This window comes from Klebsiella sp. CN_Kp073, assembly GCF_040065495.2.
GTDB lineage: Bacteria > Pseudomonadota > Gammaproteobacteria > Enterobacterales > Enterobacteriaceae > Klebsiella > Klebsiella aerogenes.
Map to the genome: position 1 here is coordinate 2,265,439 of NZ_CM198051.1, position 17,286 is coordinate 2,282,724.

Genomic DNA, 17,286 nt, shown 5'->3' on the forward strand with positions numbered 1-17,286 from the left:
TATGACAACTTATCCTAAGCGTCACCTGACTACCGGCGGCGACCCGCGCACGCTGGCAGACTACGCAAAGCTGCGTGAAGAAATGCACAAACTCAGCCACCCGGCGCGCCCCGACGTTGACTGGCTATACGCAGAACGGCTTTGCCTGTCATTATTTGACCGTAACGGCGTAGAGCTGCAGACCGCGGCTTGGTATACGCTTGCCCGTACGCAGTTAACCGGCTTATGCGGGCTGAATGAAGGACTGGCTATCCTGGAAACGCTGATTACCCGTCAGTGGGGGAGCCTTTGGCCACAGCCGGTACACGCGCGGCTGGAAATCCTTAGCGGTTTGGGTAAACGGCTACTGCAAGCGCTGCGGACGCTGACGCTAGCCTATGTCGATCTTAGTTTGATTTATGAGGCGGAAGTGCATCTGAAAGCGCTGGATGCTGCGCTGCAGCGTCTGGAATTAAAGCACGTCAGTCAGTTTGATGCGTTGCTCAATTTGATGCATAACGCGGCAGTACGGCTGGAGAATAGCGATGGCGTGACCAGCGCTGATACCCTACCGCACGTAGTCACGATGGAGAACGCGTCCACCCATTTGGATGAGCGGGTTGAGCGAACAAAGTGGGTTTATATTGCGCCGCCGGAAACGCTGCCAAACGTGCAAGTCGGCAATGAGCGTCAGAACTCTGAAAAACGATGGCGACCTTTTATGGCCGGTATGCTGACGATGCTGGCGCTGACCGCAGCGGCAGGGTGGGGGTGGCAGGCGATGAATCAACCAGATCCGGAACAGCAGCAATTCGCTCTCAGTCTGGCGCCATTGCCGACGGTACTTTCGCCAGATCAGTTACGCTCCTTTTCTCTGCACGCACCGTCAGCAGACAGTGGGATAAAGCAGACCCGGCAGCAGCTTACACATCTGGCTCAACTCAAACCTAATTGGGCCATCGACTATAGCGATCAACTGGTACAACAGGCACTGGCGCTATGGCCGGAGCAGGCGAAAACATTGTCCTCGCAGTGGCGGCAGCAGATCATAGCTGCCGCGCTGCCGGCGGAAAACCTCACCGGGTGGTATCAGGGAATGCAGCAACTGCAGCAATTAACTCAGCGTCTGAATGCCCTGGATGAGCAGAAGGGAAAATACCTGACGGTCAGTGAACTGAAATCCGCGGTGTTCGCCATTACTCAGTCTCTTAATCGAACCGTTCCGGCTGAAGAACAGTTACGCCAACTATCGGCGATGACAGAAGGGCAAATCAGCCGCGCCGCGCAGCAGCAACAAGCGGAACAGCACCTGCAGCAGCTGATAGTCTCTTATGCACTAGTAAAAAATAAAACCGTGGAATAGCTTCGCGCAAGGAGTAAGGGCTGGGGGGCATATCGTACCGTAGCGACTCCAGCCCTGGAAAAGGCGCTTACCGCTGCAACACCTCGGCAAATTTAGCAAGCCACTGCGGGTGGGCGGGCCAGGCGGGGGCAGTAACCAGATTGCCATCAACGTGCGCCTGGTCGATACCGATATCGGCGTAATGTCCGCCACTGAGGCGAACTTCGGGAGCGCAAGCTGGATAAGCGCTGCAGGTACGGCCTTTAAGAATGCCGGCGGCCGCGAGAAGCTGTGGGCCGTGGCAGACGGCGGCAATCGGTTTACGCGCAGCGTCAAAAGCCTGTACCAGCTTAATCACCTGCTCATTCAGGCGCAGATATTCTGGCGCACGGCCGCCGGGGATGAGCAGTGCGTCGTAGTCTTGCTCATTGGCGCTATCGAAGTCAGCGTTCAGTACGAAGCGATGACCGGGTTTTTCGCTATAGGTTTGTGCGCCGTCAAAATCATGAATCGCCGTCATAATATAGTCGCCTTTGTTTTTATCCGGGCAGACAGCATCGACCTGATGGCCAATCATCTGTAATGCCTGAAACGGGACCATGGTTTCGTAATCTTCAGCGTAATCACCCACCAGCATTAAAATTTTCTTGCCCATTGCAACAGATCCTTGATGAATAATGATGCCTAAGGTATAGCCTGGTAAAATGAACAATGCCAATGGTTAATGCATGAATAAGAATGAAAGCAGCAATGTCGATAAAATATAGACCTGATGTATCGGATCAAGAGTAATAAATTTAACGCATGAATTAAATTCCGCACCAGGGAAGTTTACATTAAAAAGAAATGACGCCTGTATATTGTGTTTTGCTTTTTTTGTTGACGGGGAGGGTGTGTTTGTTAATATCGGCTGGCTCTTTTTATTGGCGTGCGAATTTTTGGAATATTTTTTTATCTTATGTGTGTGTTGTCTTTTTTACATGCGAGAATATATTCGGATATTTCGAATTGTTGAACGGCGTCAGGTGTTAAAAATGCCTTTTGTTATTGGCGGCATAGTGTAAACCCATTAATTAAATTAATATGTTACGATGAGTAAGCATAATGGAGTATGAATGAATAAAATTCACCGTCTGACATTGATTGGTATTATAATTAACTTAGCCATGTTTCTTTTGGTGCTCAATGAGGTCAACTCGCTTTCAGATTATTATGGCTACGATCGAACGCTGCGTTTGATTAAAGATTTGGTCACAATTGTACTTCCCCTTGCTATAGTTGTTCAGGTGGTAAGCGTTTTTTTATTACCGAAAGTCCCGCGTGTTGGTATTGTGTTTGCTTATATCGGTGGGATTGCTATGGTGCCGATTGGTTTGTTGTTTTTAATCGGTTATCTTTTTAGCTACGAAAGATACTGCAATGCAAACCTTGATGTTTATAACCCTGAAGCAGAGGTTGATATATCTAAGCCTGAAGATAAAAACTATAAATTAACATGCGATACATCCCGATTTGCGCCTACTGGTGCTATTGCTTTATGCATGGGAGTTATTGTGCTGGTGATGGGCGTGGGAATTGGCTATTTATTGGTCGCAGTAGGCATTCTCAATATCTGGAATGGGGTACGCCTCAAGGAGAGCGTTATGATTGGTCTTTCTGGTGATAAATTGATAGTTAAACCAAAATTGTACTCAGATACTTTTATCGTACCGCTGAATGAAATCGTATTAACAGGAAAAGGTGTTACTAATGACACTGTCTCCCTAAAATTCTTACGTACAGGCCGGGCGTTTAGCGTGCGGAAGAAAATGCTGGCAGGTGAGAATATTGATGAATCACTCGAATATATTATTTCAAAAATCCCCACCGCCTGATTGGTTCTCACCAAAGTGAATATAAAACGGCACCTTTGAGGTGCCGTTTAGTCTTTTCTGGCGATATCAAAGGATTGTGTTAATCCACGTTAGTAAAGTAATCGCGAGCGACGGCTTCCACACGCTTTGCTTCCAGACCGGTCTTTTCGCTGATCCCGGCGATAAACGGCTTGAACTGCTCGGCCATCACGTGACCGCCGTCCCAATGAGCAACGTAGTAACGGCACTGATAGCGATAAAAGTGGAGGGTCTTTTCTCCTAACGTGTAATACATGACATTCTCCTGTCCAGTGTGTCGGGTTGCGTCCGCAGAAGCTGATGGGGCGTTACCACAATAATCAGGTATTTGATTATATCCTGCTCCCAAATGTGGGAAATTTCCAGCAGGCAATAGGCAAGCGGAGCACATTTTCTTCTGGTTGCGATCTATGCCATTTGCGGTTGAATATTGATCATACATAATGTATTTAATTAGACGAAATGTATTAGGTCCTGATTACTCATTGAACAACAAGGCGAAACAATGACTCTACAACTTCCCGATTATCGCGACGTGGCAGCCGCCGCCCGGCGGATTGCCGGTTACGCCAACTCTACTCCTGTGATGACCTCCCGTACCCTGGATGAGCAATACTCAGCGCAGCTGTTTTTAAAGTGTGAAAATTATCAGCGCATGGGGGCATTTAAATTCCGCGGCGCGATGAACGCGTTGCAACAGTTTAGCCCAACGCAAAAACGGGCCGGGGTAGTGGCGTTTTCTTCTGGTAATCACGCGCAGGCCATTGCACTAGCGGCTAAACTGCTGGACATTCCGGCGACTATCGTCATGCCACACGATGCGCCTGCGGCTAAAGTCGCCGCCACCCGGGGCTACGGTGGTAAAGTCGTTTTTTATGACCGCTACACGGAGGATCGCGAGCAGATCGGTCGCGATCTGGCGCAACAGAATGGGTTAACCCTTATCCCTCCTTACGATCATCCGCACGTGATTGCCGGGCAGGGGACGGCGGCGAAAGAGCTAATAGAAGAGGTCGGTCCGCTGGATGCGCTATTTGTCTGCCTCGGCGGCGGTGGGCTGTTGTCAGGCTCGGCGCTGGCGACGCGTCATCTGTCTCCGGGGTGTAAAATCTATGGCGTAGAGCCCGAAGCTGGCAATGACGGCCAGCAATCTTTTCGTTGCGGCAGCATTGTGCATATTGAGACGCCGAAAACCATCGCCGACGGCGCGCAGACCCAGCATCTGGGGCAATATACTTTTCCGCTAATACAGCAACACGTCGACGATATCCTGACCGTGAGTGACGATGAATTGGTCGCAGCGATGAAATTTCTCGCCGAGCGGATGAAAATGGTGGTCGAACCGACCGGCTGTCTGGGCTTCGCTGCCGCACGAGGCGCCATGGCGCATCTGCGGGGTAAAAAAGTCGGCATTATTATCAGCGGCGGTAATGTGGATATGAGTCGTTACAGCGCTTTATTGGCCACCGGGAACGAATTATGAGTAGCGAGATGTCGCCCTTGCTGGCACAGCTTGATCTCATCGCCCAGGGGTTAAGCGAAACCTTCGCGCCGTTTTGTGAAGTGGTCGTCCATGACCTGACGCATCCTCAACAGGCCATTTTATCAATCCACAATAATCTCTCCGGCAGAGAGGTTGGTCAGCCGGCGACCGAGATGGGGTTAGCGCGGATTGCCAGCGCCGAGTTTCCGGCCGTCGTTGCCAACTATGCCAATCAATTTGCCGATGGCCGTGCGGTGAAAAGTACCTCCATCGGTATTAAGGGCGATAACGGTGAATATGTTGCCGCCCTCTGTCTTAACGTCGATATGACGTTGTTTCGCGGTATGCAGAGCGCGTTGGCGCGCTTTACCGCCACGGAAAGCGCCACGGTGGTTGAGCATCTTGAACCGGGCGGCGCAGCGGCCATTCGCCAACGAATTGATGCATTCGCCGCCGAGCGGGCGACGACAGCCAGGGCGCTGAGTGCGACGGATCGTAAAACGGTGATTCAACAATTGCGTAAAGAGGGGCTATTAGATCTGCGCAAATCAATGGAAATGGTCGCGCAGCATCTTGGCATTTCGCGGGCGACCGCCTATTTATACGCCCGACAGGAGAGATAAGCGTAGCGGCCGCGCGGAGCTGCAGCCGCTATTCCATCAAGGGGTTACTGAAGCCCGGTCAGTTCGTCGGTGGTTAACGCCAGCTTTTGCACGCTGCCGCTTTCTGCTGAAGCAACGGCGGCTTCCAGCACCGCCATCACCGCCAGCGCCTGTAGCGGCGGCACCGGGTTGGCGATTTTGCCCTGCAGGGCATCGCGAACCTGAATATAGTACTGACGCTGATCGCCTTTCGGCGTGGCGAGCGTGTGCGCCTGCAGGCTGGCGTCGAACAGCGTCATGCTGTCGTCATCCTGGCCCCAGCTTTCGCTCCCTGGGACGACCCCAGCCAGCAGCTGGCTCTCTTGCTGGTCTGCTTTCAGTTTCACGAGGCTGCCGCTATCGCCGTGGACCGTGAAGCGCGAGACGCCGCCGGCCACCAGCATGCTACAGTGCAAAACCACTTTGTGCTGCGGATAATTCAGCACCACGTGCGCCCAATCGTTGATCTCCGCGCCCTGTCGCAGAGTGGCTATATTGCCTTGTACCGATTGCGGTAGGCCGAAAAGTTGTAGCGTCTGGTCGATCAGGTGCGGGCCGATGTCAAACCACAGGCCGCTGCCGGGCACGTTTTGCTCGCGCCAGCGAACGCGTACTTCCGGGCGGAAGCGGTCGATATGCGACTCGAAATGCTTAACCTTGCCGATCAGCCCCTGCTCGATGGCCTGCTTAACGCCGAGATAATCGCTATCCCAACGGCGATTGTGGAAGACTGAAAGCAGTCGTTGCTTTTCGTCCGCCAGCGCGATCAGCTCGCGCGCTTCCTGCATATCGAGAGTGAAGGGCTTATCCACCACCACGTGCTTACCGGCGTTCAACGCCAGTCGAGCCAGCGGGGCGTGGGTGGCGTTCGGCGAAGCGAGTACCACCAGATCGACGTCCGGATGCTGAATGGCCTCTTCCGGAGAAGCGATTACCGTGACATCTGGCAGGTCCTGCTTCACTTTGGCTTCGTCGCGGGAGGCGACGACGGCAAGCTTTAACCCATCGACCGAGTTAATGAGCGGTGCGTGAAACGTTTTGCCGACAAATCCATAGCCGATCAGCGCAATGTTAATAGGTTTACCTGCGCCGGTGATAACTTTATGCATGACTTTCTCCACGTTATTCAGCGTCAGCAATGCTGACCTGCATTGAATTGTCTTCGCCAAGCGCGTGCCATGGCTTGTCGAGGAACAGACGATCGATGTGTTTCAGTTCGGCGACCAGGTATGGCTCGCAGCGATTAAGTTTCAGATGGTCAGCCACCAGCCAGTGCTCGACGCTGGCTGCCAGCATCGCGCGCTTTACCTCCGCATCCGCTTCCTGGCTGGCGCTAAGCCCTTGTTGCGCATGGATCGCGCAGGCGCCGAGAATGGCGATATCCGCGCGGTAACGAGAAAGCAGCGCCAGCGTGGCGCTACCGGCAAACAGCCGCTGCCGCATATCCCATTTTCCGCCAAGTAAAACCAACTCGATATCGGGCCGTTCGCTAAATAGTTGGGCAATATCCAGCGAAGGGGTGATGACCGTCAGCGGTCCTTTTAGATGAGCGGCGACGGCCAGTACCGTGCTGCCGGCGTCTAAAAATAGCGTTGATCCTGGAGGAATCTCACGGGCGACCAGCGCGCCGAGGCGTTGCTTAGTCTCGGGCAGCAGCGCATTGCGCGCCTGACGATTCATAGCTGGAAGATCGAGAGCGATAGCGCCGCCATGGTTTTTCTGTACCAGTCCGCGTTTTTCCAGGTCACTAAGATCGCGGCGAACGGTATCGGGCGAGACCTGCAATCGTTCGACCAGTTCGCTGATACTAATTTGACCGTTTTCGCTCAGTAGTTCGAGTAAAAACTGTTGTCGGGCGGTTTTATGCATAATCGTTGTTCCTGCAAAAGACTGCAATAAGCCGCATAATACAGCATGAAGTGAGAATGTGAATCGCAAAAAGCAGCAAAAAATGCGTTGCCAGCTAAAAGGGGGGATTGTGCATCGCTTTTTGGGAAGGGGGACCGGCTCAGCGCAGACTACAGAGCGTTAAGCCGGTCTATTTAAAGGTACTCCGCTCAGCGCATTACCCAGTGCTGATTACCGACTTGTTCGTAGCGGCGCGTCGGCGGCTGCCAGTCTTTATCGCGAAACGGCGAGGGTAGTTCATCGTTATTGGCTTCGCGCAGAAGATGTCGGCGAGACGGATCGGTTTTCGGGATCGCCGCAATTAACTTCTGCGTATAGGGGTGTTGCGGATTGGCGAAAATTGCCTGCCGCGGGCCAATTTCGACGATTTCGCCGAGATACATGACCGCTATCCGGTGACTGATGCGTTCAATCACCGCCATATCATGAGAGATGAACAGAAAGGCGATTTTCATCGTTCGTTGCAGTTCGATAATCAGGTTGACCACCTGCGCTTTGACCGACACATCCAGCGCCGACACCGACTCGTCGGCGATAATCACCTTGGGATTCATCGCCAGCGCGCGGGCAATGCAGATGCGCTGGCGCTGACCACCGGAAAATTCATGCGGATAGCGGTTAAGCACCGCGACGCTGAGTCCCACTTTCTCAATCAATTCATGGGCGCGCGCCAGCGCCTGCTGGCGTGTGGCGAGGCCATTTTCCAGCAGTGGTTCAATCAACGTTTCCTGGATTTTCAGCCGTGGATTCAGGCTGGCGAACGGATCCTGAAAAATCATCTGGATATCCTGACGCATCCGCTTTTGCTGTTGGCGCCCGGCTTGCAGGACGTCATAGCCATTAAGGCGAACATGGCCGGATTGCGCCTGGACCAGGCGAATGAGACTGCGACCGGTGGTCGATTTACCGCAGCCTGATTCGCCCACCAGCGATAGCGTTTCTCCGGGCCATAGATCAAAGCTAACGTTTTCTACGGCGTGGATATGCCCGGCTAACTGATTAAAAAAGCCTTTTTTAACTGGAAAACGGGTGACCAGATTTTTGACCGATAATACCGGCTCGTTGCTGGTCAGGCTGAGGTCAGGCTCTGGCGGGTAACGACGGATTTCCCCGGTTTGCAGGTTCACCGATGGGAACTTACAGGGGGTCGAGCTTATATCCATTTCACCTGCCGCGGGTACCGAGGCCAGCAGCGTACGGGTATAGGGCTGCTGCGGGGTGGCGAATAGCGTCGGCGTACGCTCGCATTCGATGGCATCGCCGCGAAACATCACCAGCGTATCGTCGGCGGTTTCCGCGACTACGCCCATATCATGGGTAATAAACAGCACCGCGGTATTGTTTTCTGCCTGCAGGGTTTTAATCAGATCGAGGATTTGCCCCTGGATAGTGACGTCCAGCGCGGTCGTGGGTTCATCGGCGATCAGCAGTTTCGGCTTCAGGGCCAGCGCCATCGCGATCATCGCACGCTGGCGCATACCGCCGGAAAACTGATGCGGATATTCATCGAAACGTTGCGCGGCATGCGGAATGCGGACTTTTTCCAGCAGGGCGATGGCCTCCTGCTTCGCCTGGCGCGCCGATAAGCCCTGATGGCGGATAAAAACTTCCGCTATCTGATTGCCGATAGTAAATGCCGGGTTAAGACTGGTCATCGGCTCCTGAAAAATCATCGCCACCTCGGCGCCGCGCACGCGACGCATCTCCTCTTCAGGAAGGTCGAGCAGGGATTTGCCGCCGAGCAGCACCTGTCCCTCGGTACGGCTATGCCGGGCAGAAAGCAGACGCATAATGGCCATCGCCGTCACGCTTTTACCCGAGCCGGATTCGCCGACGATCGCCAGCGTCTTACCTGGATAGAGGCTAAAACAGATATTACGCACCACTTTCTGCCAGCTATCGCCGTGGCGGAATGCGACGCTCAGATTGTCGACGGCCAGCACTGGCGCAGGCGTTTCACGGTTCATGAGTCAGCACTCCCCGGCAAAGGGCGCGCGAGCGGAAACCCGCACCAGTGGGGTGAATTCGAGATCACGCTTAAATGGCCAGGTCGGTGTCAGCATCCGCAGACGCGCCACCCGTTCAATATCCTGATCGACCACCCCTTCCGAGAGCGCCATCAGGTTCGGATTGGCCAACGGCGCCAGCTCCGGCGATAAATAGCCGGATTTGACCACCAGGATTTTCACCTGCCGCGGGTTGAGCCCCAACGCGCTAAAGTCAGCGATATCGTGATACGGGCGTCGGCGGTCGGCTACCACCACGGTAACACCACCTGTCTGTAGCACCGCCTGATTGGCCGGGCGCTGCGGATCCGCCGCCAGCAGACCGGTGACGGTAAAACGCGCGCTCGCGCTGACGCCCGCCGGATCGAGGCTGGCGCCGATAGTCAACTGCAGTTCTGCGCCAATGCCGGCCTCAAAGGCCGCACGCGTCACCGGCGCGTCGGTAATGCCGGCCACCAGGGTATTTTGCGCCTGCTGGCGTAGCAGTTCGGCGAGCACATCGCCGCGATCGCCGACGCCGCCGCCGGTTGGATTATCGCCAGAATCCGCCAGGATCACCGGGCCCGTGGCGCTGGCGATGGCCTGAGCGACGCATTCGGCGACGCTGCCCGTCCGACAGCCGAAAACAAAATCTTCCCGCGCATCCCAATAGGCCTGCGCCAGTTTTGCGGCCTGTTGCTCCAGTACCGCGCGATCGGTGCCGGTAAAAATGGCCGCGGCGGTGGCGCGAGGTTCATCGGCCCACACGTAGCCGACCATTAATGAGCTATCGAGTACGCCGTCGATCTGGTCGCTGTGCGGCAACATGGCGTACAGGCTTTTTGCCGGTTCATCTTCCGTACTGGTTCGCTCGCCAGGCAGTAATACCGGGATAGGGGCCCACACTATGCCCGGGCGCACGCCGCTTTGCAGACTATTCACCAGCATACTGACCGAACGGCGCATGGTCTCTTCGATATCGATATGCGGCGCGGTGCGATAGGTTGAGTAGATATCGATGGCGTCGATGATGCGCTGGGTCACGTTACCGTGAAGATCGTAGCTGACGGCAATCGGGCAGTCATCGCCGACGCAGGCGCGGGCGGCGGTGATCCAGTCGCCTTCAGCGTCTTCCATACCTTCAACGTACATTGCGCCGTGCATCGCAAGGTACAGGCCGTCGATCGGCAGTTGCGCCTGCAGCCGGCTTAAGAATTCGGCCTTGAACTGCTCATAGGTCTCTCGCGCCACCGGGCCTCCGGGAATCGCCCGGGTGTGCAGCGTCGGCAGAAATGTCGCCGGATAATCGCGTAAAAACTGAAAGTGAGGCGCTTCCAGCAGGGCTTCGCCCTTGACGGTGCGAAACTCCGCTTCATGAGTCAGGACCGGATTAAACGTGCTGCATTCAATATGTATTCCGCCAACGGCAATGCGCATAAGGACCTCGAAATTATCCTGGAAAGAGAACGTGAGTCAGCGCGACGCTCGCCGCGGCGAGCGCCCAGCTGTCCTGAGCCAGCGGACGATAGATAAGCGGCGTTTTTCCCGCCATCCCCGGCAGCAGGTTGGTTTCAATGGCTTGTTGCATCACGGTATTCAGTAAACCGTTAAAGCTTTCCGGCTGGTGGGCAAGCATGATCGCCGCCGGATCGTGAGTCTGGATCTGATGTGAAATGGCTAACCCTAAGGCATCGCCGGCCCGATGCAGGATCTGGATGGCGGCGCTGTGGCCCTTACGCGCCATGGCTTCCAGTTCATCCAGTTGGTCAGTGTCGATACCGGCCATACGCGCCTGTTCAAAGATGGCGGTGAGAGACGCAATGGTGTCGAGACAGCCACGCTTCCCGCAGCGACAAGGCGTGCCCGCTGGTACGATGGTGCAGTGGGCTATTTCTCCCGCGCCGCCGTGGGCGCCGCGCCAGATTCGGTTACAGATGACCGCCGCGCTGCCGATGCCGCTGCCGTGAGAAATCACCACTGCGCTCTCCAGCTTGCGTAGATGGCCAAAAGTTTTCTCCCAGTTCGCCAGCGCCCGGGTGTCGTTTTCAATCAATACCGGGATCCCGCCGGTCGCGCGGCTTAACAGTTCAGCTAGCGGTACCTGATGCCAGCCCAGCAGCGCCGACTGTACGCAGACCGATTGCGCGGCGTCGACAAAGGCAGACAGAGCAAAACCGATGCCGACCAGCCGTTGGCGCTCGATAAGCGTATCGTTTAACAAACTGCGGATTTCATCCGCCAGTTGCTGGATTAAGGCGGGGATTTCAAGCAGCGGCGTGAGCAGCCGCTCGGCGATTTTCTCACCGCTGGCATTCATCAGTACCAACACCAGCTGATTATCAATCAGCGAGATGCCGATAGCGTAAGCGGCGTCCGGCGCCAGCGAAAGGGTGACGGAGGGGCGCCCCTGGCCGCCGGAAGCGGCCATATCGCTCTCCTCTAGCAGCCCATCGGCCAGCATCTCTTTTACCAGTGCGCCAATGGCCGCTTTACTCATACCCGTCAGGCGGGCGAGGTCTGCGCGGCTGGCGCCTTCCTCGCTACAGACCAAATGAATCAATTGTTGGTGGAGTTTGTTCAGCATAGTTACTCAGCCATAACGCTTTTTTCTGAACATAATCGCGGGCTGGCGCTTTAGCAACCAGTTTATTTTCAAAAATAACTAAACAATCACATATAAGTTAAATTTATTACCTAATTAAGCGTTAATCATGGCTAATATCACATTTATGGGACTCTGTTTTGGGTAAAAAGAAAACCTAATCGCAACATAACAGCCACAACTGGCGACATAACAGACAGGTAGGGGTTAACGGATGAAGGCAATTATGAATAAATATCGACTTGCCATTCTGGCAGGCTTACTGGCAACCGGCGGGGCGACGGCGCTGCAGGCAGCGACGCTGAACGTGATGCAAAACGAACCTCCGCGTAGCATGGATCCGGGCGACCAAACCGCGACCTTTACCGATACCGTTTTAAAACCGATGTATGAAGGTCTGGTGGATTTGTCGCCGGATTTCAAAATCGCCCCGGCGCTGGCCACCGCCTGGAAGGTCAGCGATGACGGTAAAGTCTGGACTTTTACCCTGCGTAAAAACGTCACTTTCCATGACGGCTCGCCGTTCAATGCCGATGCGGTCGTCGCCAATATTGAACGACATATCGACCCGAAAGGCGGACTGGCAGCCAGTTCGCGGATGCGCAACGTGATCGCTTCCGTGAAGAAGCTCGATGATGACAACGTCGAGATTACGCTGAAAAAGGTCTATCCCTCTTTCCTCAATCTGTTGACCGGCGGCTCAGCGAAGATGGTGAGCCCCACGGCGGCGAAAGCCGGCACCATTGGCCGTAAAGCGGACGGTACCGGCCCATATATGCTGCAGGAGTATAAAACCGGTGAATATGTGCTGGAGAAGAAAAACCCGAAATACTGGGGCGAGAATCACGGCCCGGATGAGATTAAGTGGACCTGGAGCGCGGAGCCGTCGGTGATGAACATGGCGCTGCTTTCCGGCCAGGTCGATGTGATTAACCCGGTACCGCCGCAGTTTGGTCTGCAGTTGAAAAGCAACCCGCAGGTGAAGCTGGAGCAGGGGCAGGGAGCGTCGGTATTCTGGGTAGCGCTCAACGTTGAGCAAAAGCCGCTGAATGATGTCCGCGTGCGTCAGGCGCTGAACCTGGCGACCGACAAAGAAGCGCTGCTGAAGGCGGTGATGTTTGGTTTTGCTTCTGCCGCCAACTCGCCGCTGGCGCCGGTGAACGAAGGATATGATAAAACCCTCAACGACTATCCGTGGGATCTCGATAAAGCGAAAGCGCTATTAAAAGAGGCCGGGTACCCGCAGGGCTTTGAGATGAACATCGCCGTGCAGGGACCGGATGCGCGTACCGCGCAAATCCTGCAGGCGATGTGGGGCAAAGTTGGCGTGAAACTTAACATCCAGCAGATGGAGAGCGGCGTCTGGAGCAAAGCGGCGTTTGCCCCGGCGGCGGAAAAGTTGGCCAACCGTACCGATGCGGTGCTGGCCTCCTGGTCTTCCGGCCTTAATGGTTCTGATTTGCAACTGCGCCCGCTGTACCACTCACAGAGCGCCGCGCCGGCCGGGGCTAACCTTGGTTTCTACCGCAACCCGCAGGTAGATGAGCTGTTAGATAAAGCCGCGACCACCATGGATAACAACGCGCGTATCGCCGAATATGTGGCGGCGCAAAAGGCCATTATGCAGGACGCGCCGCATGTGATGCTCTATTTCCAGGACGATCTGTACGCCACCCGCGCCACCATTAAAGGCGTGCGGATGGAGCCGGGCGGCGAAATTATCGTCACCGAAGCGCAAAAACCGTAACGCTGGGGTCAGGGTGGAGTTGTTATGAAAGCTTATGTGATTAAAAAACTGCTTTCTTTGCCGCTGATCCTACTGGGCGCATCGCTGATTGTCTTTCTGGCGATCAGGATGCTCCCCGGTGACCCGGCCCGCCTGATGGCAGGGCCGCAGGCCACCCAGGATGATGTCAGCCGTATGCATACGCGCCTCGGCCTGGACGATCCGCTGGCGGTGCAGTATGGCCATTTCGTCAGCGGAATGCTGAAGGGGGATTTTGGCACCTCGCTGAAGTCCGGCCAGCCGGTCTCCACCGAAATGAGCGAGCGGGTTCCTTATACCTTAGGCCTGGCGCTGCTGGCGTGGATGATGGCGGTGATCCTCGGTATTCCCATGGGGATGTGCGCGGCCATTTACCGCAATCATGTTGCCGACCATGTGCTGATGCTGGTGGCGATTGCCGGCGCGTCGATAGCCAACTTCTGGCTGGCGCTGATCGCCATGGATACTTTTTCGGTGAAGCTGGGCTGGCTGCCTTTGCTGGGCGCGGATGGCTGGAAAAGCTATATCCTGCCGTCGGTCTGCCTGGGGATTTTCCCAATGGCGGTAATGTCGCGGATGACCCGCTCCAGTATGGTTGACGTGTTAGGCGAAGATTATATCCGCACCGCGCGGGCCAAAGGGCTGGCGCCGTTTCAGGTCTATTTTAAACATGCGCTGCGCAATGCGCTGATCCCCATCGTGACCATTATCGCGCTTAATTTCGGCAGCCTGATCGGCGGCGCGGTGGTGACCGAGTCGGTGTTTAACTGGCCGGGGATAGGCCGCTATCTGGTGGATTCGGTGCGCTATCGCGATTATCCCGTTATCCAGGGCGTGACGATGATTACGGTGGCAAGCGTGGTGGTGATGAACCTGGTTGGCGAGATGATTATCGCCAGAATCAACCCGAAAATAAGGTTTGACTGATATGTCGGAAATTTCACTCGCCAAATCGCGCAGCGGCGTACTCAGCGGCCTGCGCTGGGGGATGGAGCATCCCTCGCTGACCCTCGGCGGCATCATCGTCGCTTTAATCCTGATATGCGCCATCTTCGCGCCATGGTTAAGCCACTACGATCCCTACGCGCAGGACCTGCTGAATATTCTCTCCGCGCCGTCGGCCGACCACTGGTTGGGCACCGATGACTATGGCCGCGATATCTTTTCCCGCACTATTTACGGCGCCAGGATCTCACTGATTGAAGTGGTGGTCAGCGTGGCGCTGTCGCTACTGATGGGGCTGCCTCTGGGCATCATCGCCGCGTTGTGCGGGAAAAGTGTCGATCACCTGATTATGTGGGTGATGGATGTCATTTTCGCTTTTCCCGGCATCGTGCTGGCTATCCTGCTGGTCAGCGTCCTCGGCGCAGGGTTGCTGAATATGCTGTTGGCGATCGCTATCTTCTCCGTGCCGGTTTACGCGCGCCTCAGCCGTAACCTGACCTTGGGTATCAAGAATATGGAGTACATGGAAGCGGCGCGGGCGCTGGGAATTGGCTATCGCCGACAGATAATTCACTACATTCTGCGTAATACCCTGGGGCCGATTACCGTGCAGGCGACATTGACCGGCGGCTCGGTGATCCTGGCCGCCGCTTCGCTCTCCTTCCTCGGCATGGGCGTGCAACCGCCGATGCCGGAGTGGGGAACGATGATGAGCGACGGGCGTAACTTCCTTGGCATCAGCCTGGGGATTTCGCTGTGGCCGGGGCTGGCTATTGTCTTTTCGGTATTAGGCTTCAACCTGCTGGGCGATGGCCTGCGTGACATCATGGACTCTCGCCTATGAGTAATAGCGTGCTGTGCCTGGATATTGGCGGAACCTTTATTAAAAGCGCTATCTCTCCGGCGCCTGGCCAGGTAGTAATGCCGCGTCAGCGGGCGATGCCGCTGACTTCCTGGCCGGCATTCATCGACGCCGTACAGGAGATTATCGCGCAATATGGCGATGCGATTAGCGGACAGAGTCCGTTGGCGCTCTCCTGCGCCGGAGTGGTGGATGTTGCCAACGATCGTATTCTGTCGAGCAACATTCCGCCGTTTGCCGGTATCGATATTATCCAATCCCTGCAGGCTGAGCTCGGGCGCCCGGTGGCGATGGCTAACGATGCTGACTGTTTTACCCTGGCCGAAGCGCGTTTCGGCGCGGCAAAAGATCTGCCGGTGGTGTTAGGGGTGATCCTCGGCAGCGGGATCGGCGGCGGGATTGCCATCAACGGCAAAATCCTCTACGGCAATCAGGGGATCGGCGCCGAGTGGGGGCACGGACCCATTACGCGCACTCATCTGCGGGGAGTTGAGTTGCCGCGGCTGCCCTGCGGCTGCGGACAGCAGGGGTGTCTTGACACCCTTGGCGGGGCAAAAGGGATGCAGCGGCTGCATCAACTGCTCAGCGGTCAGGCGCTAAGCAGTGTCGAGATCGTGACGCAGGGCATGGCCGGAGAAGAGACAGCGGCGTTCACCCTTGAAGTATGGCTTGATCTGGTGAGCGAACCGTTGGCACATGCGGTAAATATCCTCGGGCCGCATAAAATCGTCGCAGGCGGCGGGCTGGCGAGCGAAACGTCTCTGCTGGCGCGCCTTGATACCGCGTTGCGGGCAAAGATTCTGCTGAAGAGCGCTGAGCCACTACTGGTCGCCGGGCAATTTAGTCGCGAAGGGGGATTACTGGGGGCATCGGTGCTGGGCTGGGAAAAATTTTAGCCAGGAATGTGGCAAATCTGACGGAAGCTTCTAGGATTAGAGCCTATCCCAGTAGGCGTAATTGGCGCAGCCAGTTTGAACACGGACAGCGCGCAGAAACCGGAGCGTACACGTAGTACGTGAGGATTTCGAGCACTGCCCTGGTTCAAAATGGCAAGTAAAATAGCCCTAATGGGATAGGCTCTTAGTCTGCTTATAAAAATGGAGTAATAACCATGTGCACCAATTTACACGATAACGCCCGCCGCTATGCGGAAGAGAAAAAATGAACGCTTGCTGCTAATCCCGTCCTGTGCCCGCCCAGACGATGGCAAGGGTTACTACTGTGGATTAGCCGACGACTGATACGAACTAATAAGAACCCGCCAATGGCGGGTTCTCCCTTTATGACGGCCTGACCAACTTACTTGAGCATTTTGTTATAGACGTAAAAATCCGTATCACGTACGAAGCCGCTACGCTCGTATAACGCCTGCGCTTTAGTATTATCGGTTGCCGTGCTAAGCATAATAAATGCTGAATCACTCTCTTTTGCCAGCTGTTCGGCACGGGCAATCAACTGCTGCGCTACGCCGTGCTGGCGGGCAGATTCATCAACGTACAGATCGTAAAGCAGCCAGATGCGCTTCATTTCCAGCGAGCAGAACAGGGGATAGAGCTGGGTAAAGCCCACCGCTTTGCCGTCCATTTCTGCGAAGAAAATGACCGACTCATTCAGTTGCAGGCGCTTAAGGATGAACTCCCGCGCCTGAACGAGATTTTCTTCGACCTGATAGAAACGACGATAGGCGAGATACAGCGGCAGGACGGTATCGACATCCTGGGGCTGGGCTTGATAAATATTCATACTAAAACCTCATTAAAATTACGGATATAATTGTAATACAAATATGATCAGCTGTCGCCAAAAGCGGTATGCTGCCTATTTGTTAGGCGATTGCGATGATTGCGGGAGGCGAAATTCAGCTGAATAGCGTACCTTATGG

At 55.3% G+C, this 17,286-nt stretch carries 16 protein-coding genes; 8 read left to right on the forward strand and 8 right to left on the reverse strand.

All coding sequences use genetic code 11. From position 1 onward, the window contains the following. Nucleotide 1 precedes the first annotated feature (1 nt). Nucleotides 2-1,342, forward strand: coding sequence for a VasL domain-containing protein (locus ABLV66_RS10905; RefSeq protein ID WP_320482349.1), 1,341 nt, complete (start codon nucleotides 2-4; stop codon nucleotides 1,340-1,342). Between the two features lie 67 nt (nucleotides 1,343-1,409). Here ABLV66_RS10905 and ABLV66_RS10910 read toward each other — a convergent pair whose 3' ends face one another. Beyond that, a complete protein-coding gene (locus ABLV66_RS10910) occupies nucleotides 1,410-1,976 on the reverse strand; it encodes a DJ-1/PfpI family protein (protein WP_045397511.1) in 567 nt (188 codons plus the stop codon). Between the two features lie 460 nt (nucleotides 1,977-2,436). On the opposite strand from ABLV66_RS10910, the gene ABLV66_RS10915 reads away from it, so the two are divergent. Beyond that, the gene (locus ABLV66_RS10915; RefSeq protein ID WP_063416110.1) at nucleotides 2,437-3,195 is read left to right on the forward strand and encodes a hypothetical protein; all 759 of its coding nucleotides are present in this window, start codon (nucleotides 2,437-2,439) and stop codon (nucleotides 3,193-3,195) included. A gap of 79 nt (nucleotides 3,196-3,274) precedes the next feature. Here the strand turns inward: ABLV66_RS10915 and ABLV66_RS10920 are convergent, their stop codons facing one another. Beyond that, entirely contained in the window at nucleotides 3,275-3,469 is a 195-nt protein-coding gene (locus ABLV66_RS10920; protein WP_045397506.1) for a hypothetical protein, read from the reverse strand. A gap of 249 nt (nucleotides 3,470-3,718) precedes the next feature. On the opposite strand from ABLV66_RS10920, the gene ABLV66_RS10925 reads away from it, so the two are divergent. Further along, nucleotides 3,719-4,696, forward strand: coding sequence for a threo-3-hydroxy-L-aspartate ammonia-lyase (locus ABLV66_RS10925; RefSeq protein WP_047079056.1), 978 nt, complete (start codon nucleotides 3,719-3,721; stop codon nucleotides 4,694-4,696). Next, nucleotides 4,693-5,319: a helix-turn-helix transcriptional regulator gene (locus ABLV66_RS10930; RefSeq protein ID WP_047048965.1), complete on the forward strand. Its 627-nt coding sequence runs from the start codon at nucleotides 4,693-4,695 to the stop codon at nucleotides 5,317-5,319. Before ABLV66_RS10925 ends, ABLV66_RS10930 begins: the two co-directional genes overlap by 4 nt. A gap of 44 nt (nucleotides 5,320-5,363) precedes the next feature. Here the strand turns inward: ABLV66_RS10930 and ABLV66_RS10935 are convergent, their stop codons facing one another. From ABLV66_RS10935 to ABLV66_RS10955, 5 genes are all read right to left on the reverse strand, one after another. After that, the gene (locus ABLV66_RS10935) at nucleotides 5,364-6,446 is read right to left on the reverse strand and encodes an oxidoreductase (protein WP_348876728.1); all 1,083 of its coding nucleotides are present in this window, start codon (nucleotides 6,444-6,446) and stop codon (nucleotides 5,364-5,366) included. Nucleotides 6,447-6,459: 13 nt separating this feature from the next. After that, a complete protein-coding gene (locus ABLV66_RS10940; RefSeq protein WP_045397495.1) occupies nucleotides 6,460-7,206 on the reverse strand; it encodes a DeoR/GlpR family DNA-binding transcription regulator in 747 nt (248 codons plus the stop codon). 188 nt (nucleotides 7,207-7,394) lie between these two features. Continuing rightward, complete coding sequence (locus tag ABLV66_RS10945) at nucleotides 7,395-9,212, reverse strand: ABC transporter ATP-binding protein (RefSeq protein WP_348876727.1); 1,818 nt, start codon at nucleotides 9,210-9,212, stop codon at nucleotides 7,395-7,397. Between the two features lie 3 nt (nucleotides 9,213-9,215). Continuing rightward, nucleotides 9,216-10,667: a M81 family metallopeptidase gene (locus ABLV66_RS10950; RefSeq protein ID WP_315710734.1), complete on the reverse strand. Its 1,452-nt coding sequence runs from the start codon at nucleotides 10,665-10,667 to the stop codon at nucleotides 9,216-9,218. A gap of 13 nt (nucleotides 10,668-10,680) precedes the next feature. Continuing rightward, nucleotides 10,681-11,814 carry an ROK family transcriptional regulator gene (locus ABLV66_RS10955; protein ID WP_213292490.1) on the reverse strand — a complete coding sequence of 378 codons (1,134 nt, stop codon included), beginning with the start codon at nucleotides 11,812-11,814 and terminating at the stop codon, nucleotides 10,681-10,683. Between the two features lie 232 nt (nucleotides 11,815-12,046). On the opposite strand from ABLV66_RS10955, the gene ABLV66_RS10960 reads away from it, so the two are divergent. From ABLV66_RS10960 to ABLV66_RS10975, 4 genes are read left to right on the forward strand one after another with little or no spacing between them, the layout of a single operon-like run. Then, nucleotides 12,047-13,579: an ABC transporter substrate-binding protein gene (locus tag ABLV66_RS10960; protein WP_348876725.1), complete on the forward strand. Its 1,533-nt coding sequence runs from the start codon at nucleotides 12,047-12,049 to the stop codon at nucleotides 13,577-13,579. A gap of 24 nt (nucleotides 13,580-13,603) precedes the next feature. Then, nucleotides 13,604-14,524: an ABC transporter permease gene (locus ABLV66_RS10965; protein ID WP_045397480.1), complete on the forward strand. Its 921-nt coding sequence runs from the start codon at nucleotides 13,604-13,606 to the stop codon at nucleotides 14,522-14,524. 1 nt (nucleotide 14,525) lies between these two features. After that, nucleotides 14,526-15,386, forward strand: coding sequence for an ABC transporter permease (locus ABLV66_RS10970; RefSeq protein ID WP_047048947.1), 861 nt, complete (start codon nucleotides 14,526-14,528; stop codon nucleotides 15,384-15,386). Further along, nucleotides 15,383-16,300: an ROK family protein gene (locus ABLV66_RS10975; protein ID WP_315710729.1), complete on the forward strand. Its 918-nt coding sequence runs from the start codon at nucleotides 15,383-15,385 to the stop codon at nucleotides 16,298-16,300. The genes ABLV66_RS10970 and ABLV66_RS10975 overlap by 4 nt, the downstream gene beginning before the upstream one ends. Before the next feature lie 403 nt (nucleotides 16,301-16,703). Here the strand turns inward: ABLV66_RS10975 and ABLV66_RS10980 are convergent, their stop codons facing one another. Next, on the reverse strand, nucleotides 16,704-17,147 hold the full coding sequence (locus ABLV66_RS10980) for a GNAT family N-acetyltransferase (RefSeq protein WP_047079062.1): 444 nt from the start codon (nucleotides 17,145-17,147) through the stop codon (nucleotides 16,704-16,706). Nucleotides 17,148-17,286: the final 139 nt, after the last annotated feature.

Bases quoted from the DNA above. Each gene is read 5' to 3' on its own strand.
- ABLV66_RS10905 (WP_320482349.1), top strand. From the start codon at position 2: ATGACAACTTATCCTAAGCGTCACCTGACTACCGGCGGCGACCCGCGC.
- ABLV66_RS10910 (WP_045397511.1), bottom strand. From the start codon at position 1,976: ATGGGCAAGAAAATTTTAATGCTGGTGGGTGATTACGCTGAAGATTAC.
- ABLV66_RS10915 (WP_063416110.1), top strand. From the start codon at position 2,437: ATGAATAAAATTCACCGTCTGACATTGATTGGTATTATAATTAACTTA.
- ABLV66_RS10920 (WP_045397506.1), bottom strand. From the start codon at position 3,469: ATGTATTACACGTTAGGAGAAAAGACCCTCCACTTTTATCGCTATCAG.
- ABLV66_RS10925 (WP_047079056.1), top strand. From the start codon at position 3,719: ATGACTCTACAACTTCCCGATTATCGCGACGTGGCAGCCGCCGCCCGG.
- ABLV66_RS10930 (WP_047048965.1), top strand. From the start codon at position 4,693: ATGAGTAGCGAGATGTCGCCCTTGCTGGCACAGCTTGATCTCATCGCC.
- ABLV66_RS10935 (WP_348876728.1), bottom strand. From the start codon at position 6,446: ATGCATAAAGTTATCACCGGCGCAGGTAAACCTATTAACATTGCGCTG.
- ABLV66_RS10940 (WP_045397495.1), bottom strand. From the start codon at position 7,206: ATGCATAAAACCGCCCGACAACAGTTTTTACTCGAACTACTGAGCGAA.
- ABLV66_RS10945 (WP_348876727.1), bottom strand. From the start codon at position 9,212: ATGAACCGTGAAACGCCTGCGCCAGTGCTGGCCGTCGACAATCTGAGC.
- ABLV66_RS10950 (WP_315710734.1), bottom strand. From the start codon at position 10,667: ATGCGCATTGCCGTTGGCGGAATACATATTGAATGCAGCACGTTTAAT.
- ABLV66_RS10955 (WP_213292490.1), bottom strand. From the start codon at position 11,814: ATGCTGAACAAACTCCACCAACAATTGATTCATTTGGTCTGTAGCGAG.
- ABLV66_RS10960 (WP_348876725.1), top strand. From the start codon at position 12,047: ATGAAGGCAATTATGAATAAATATCGACTTGCCATTCTGGCAGGCTTA.
- ABLV66_RS10965 (WP_045397480.1), top strand. From the start codon at position 13,604: ATGAAAGCTTATGTGATTAAAAAACTGCTTTCTTTGCCGCTGATCCTA.
- ABLV66_RS10970 (WP_047048947.1), top strand. From the start codon at position 14,526: ATGTCGGAAATTTCACTCGCCAAATCGCGCAGCGGCGTACTCAGCGGC.
- ABLV66_RS10975 (WP_315710729.1), top strand. From the start codon at position 15,383: ATGAGTAATAGCGTGCTGTGCCTGGATATTGGCGGAACCTTTATTAAA.
- ABLV66_RS10980 (WP_047079062.1), bottom strand. From the start codon at position 17,147: ATGAATATTTATCAAGCCCAGCCCCAGGATGTCGATACCGTCCTGCCG.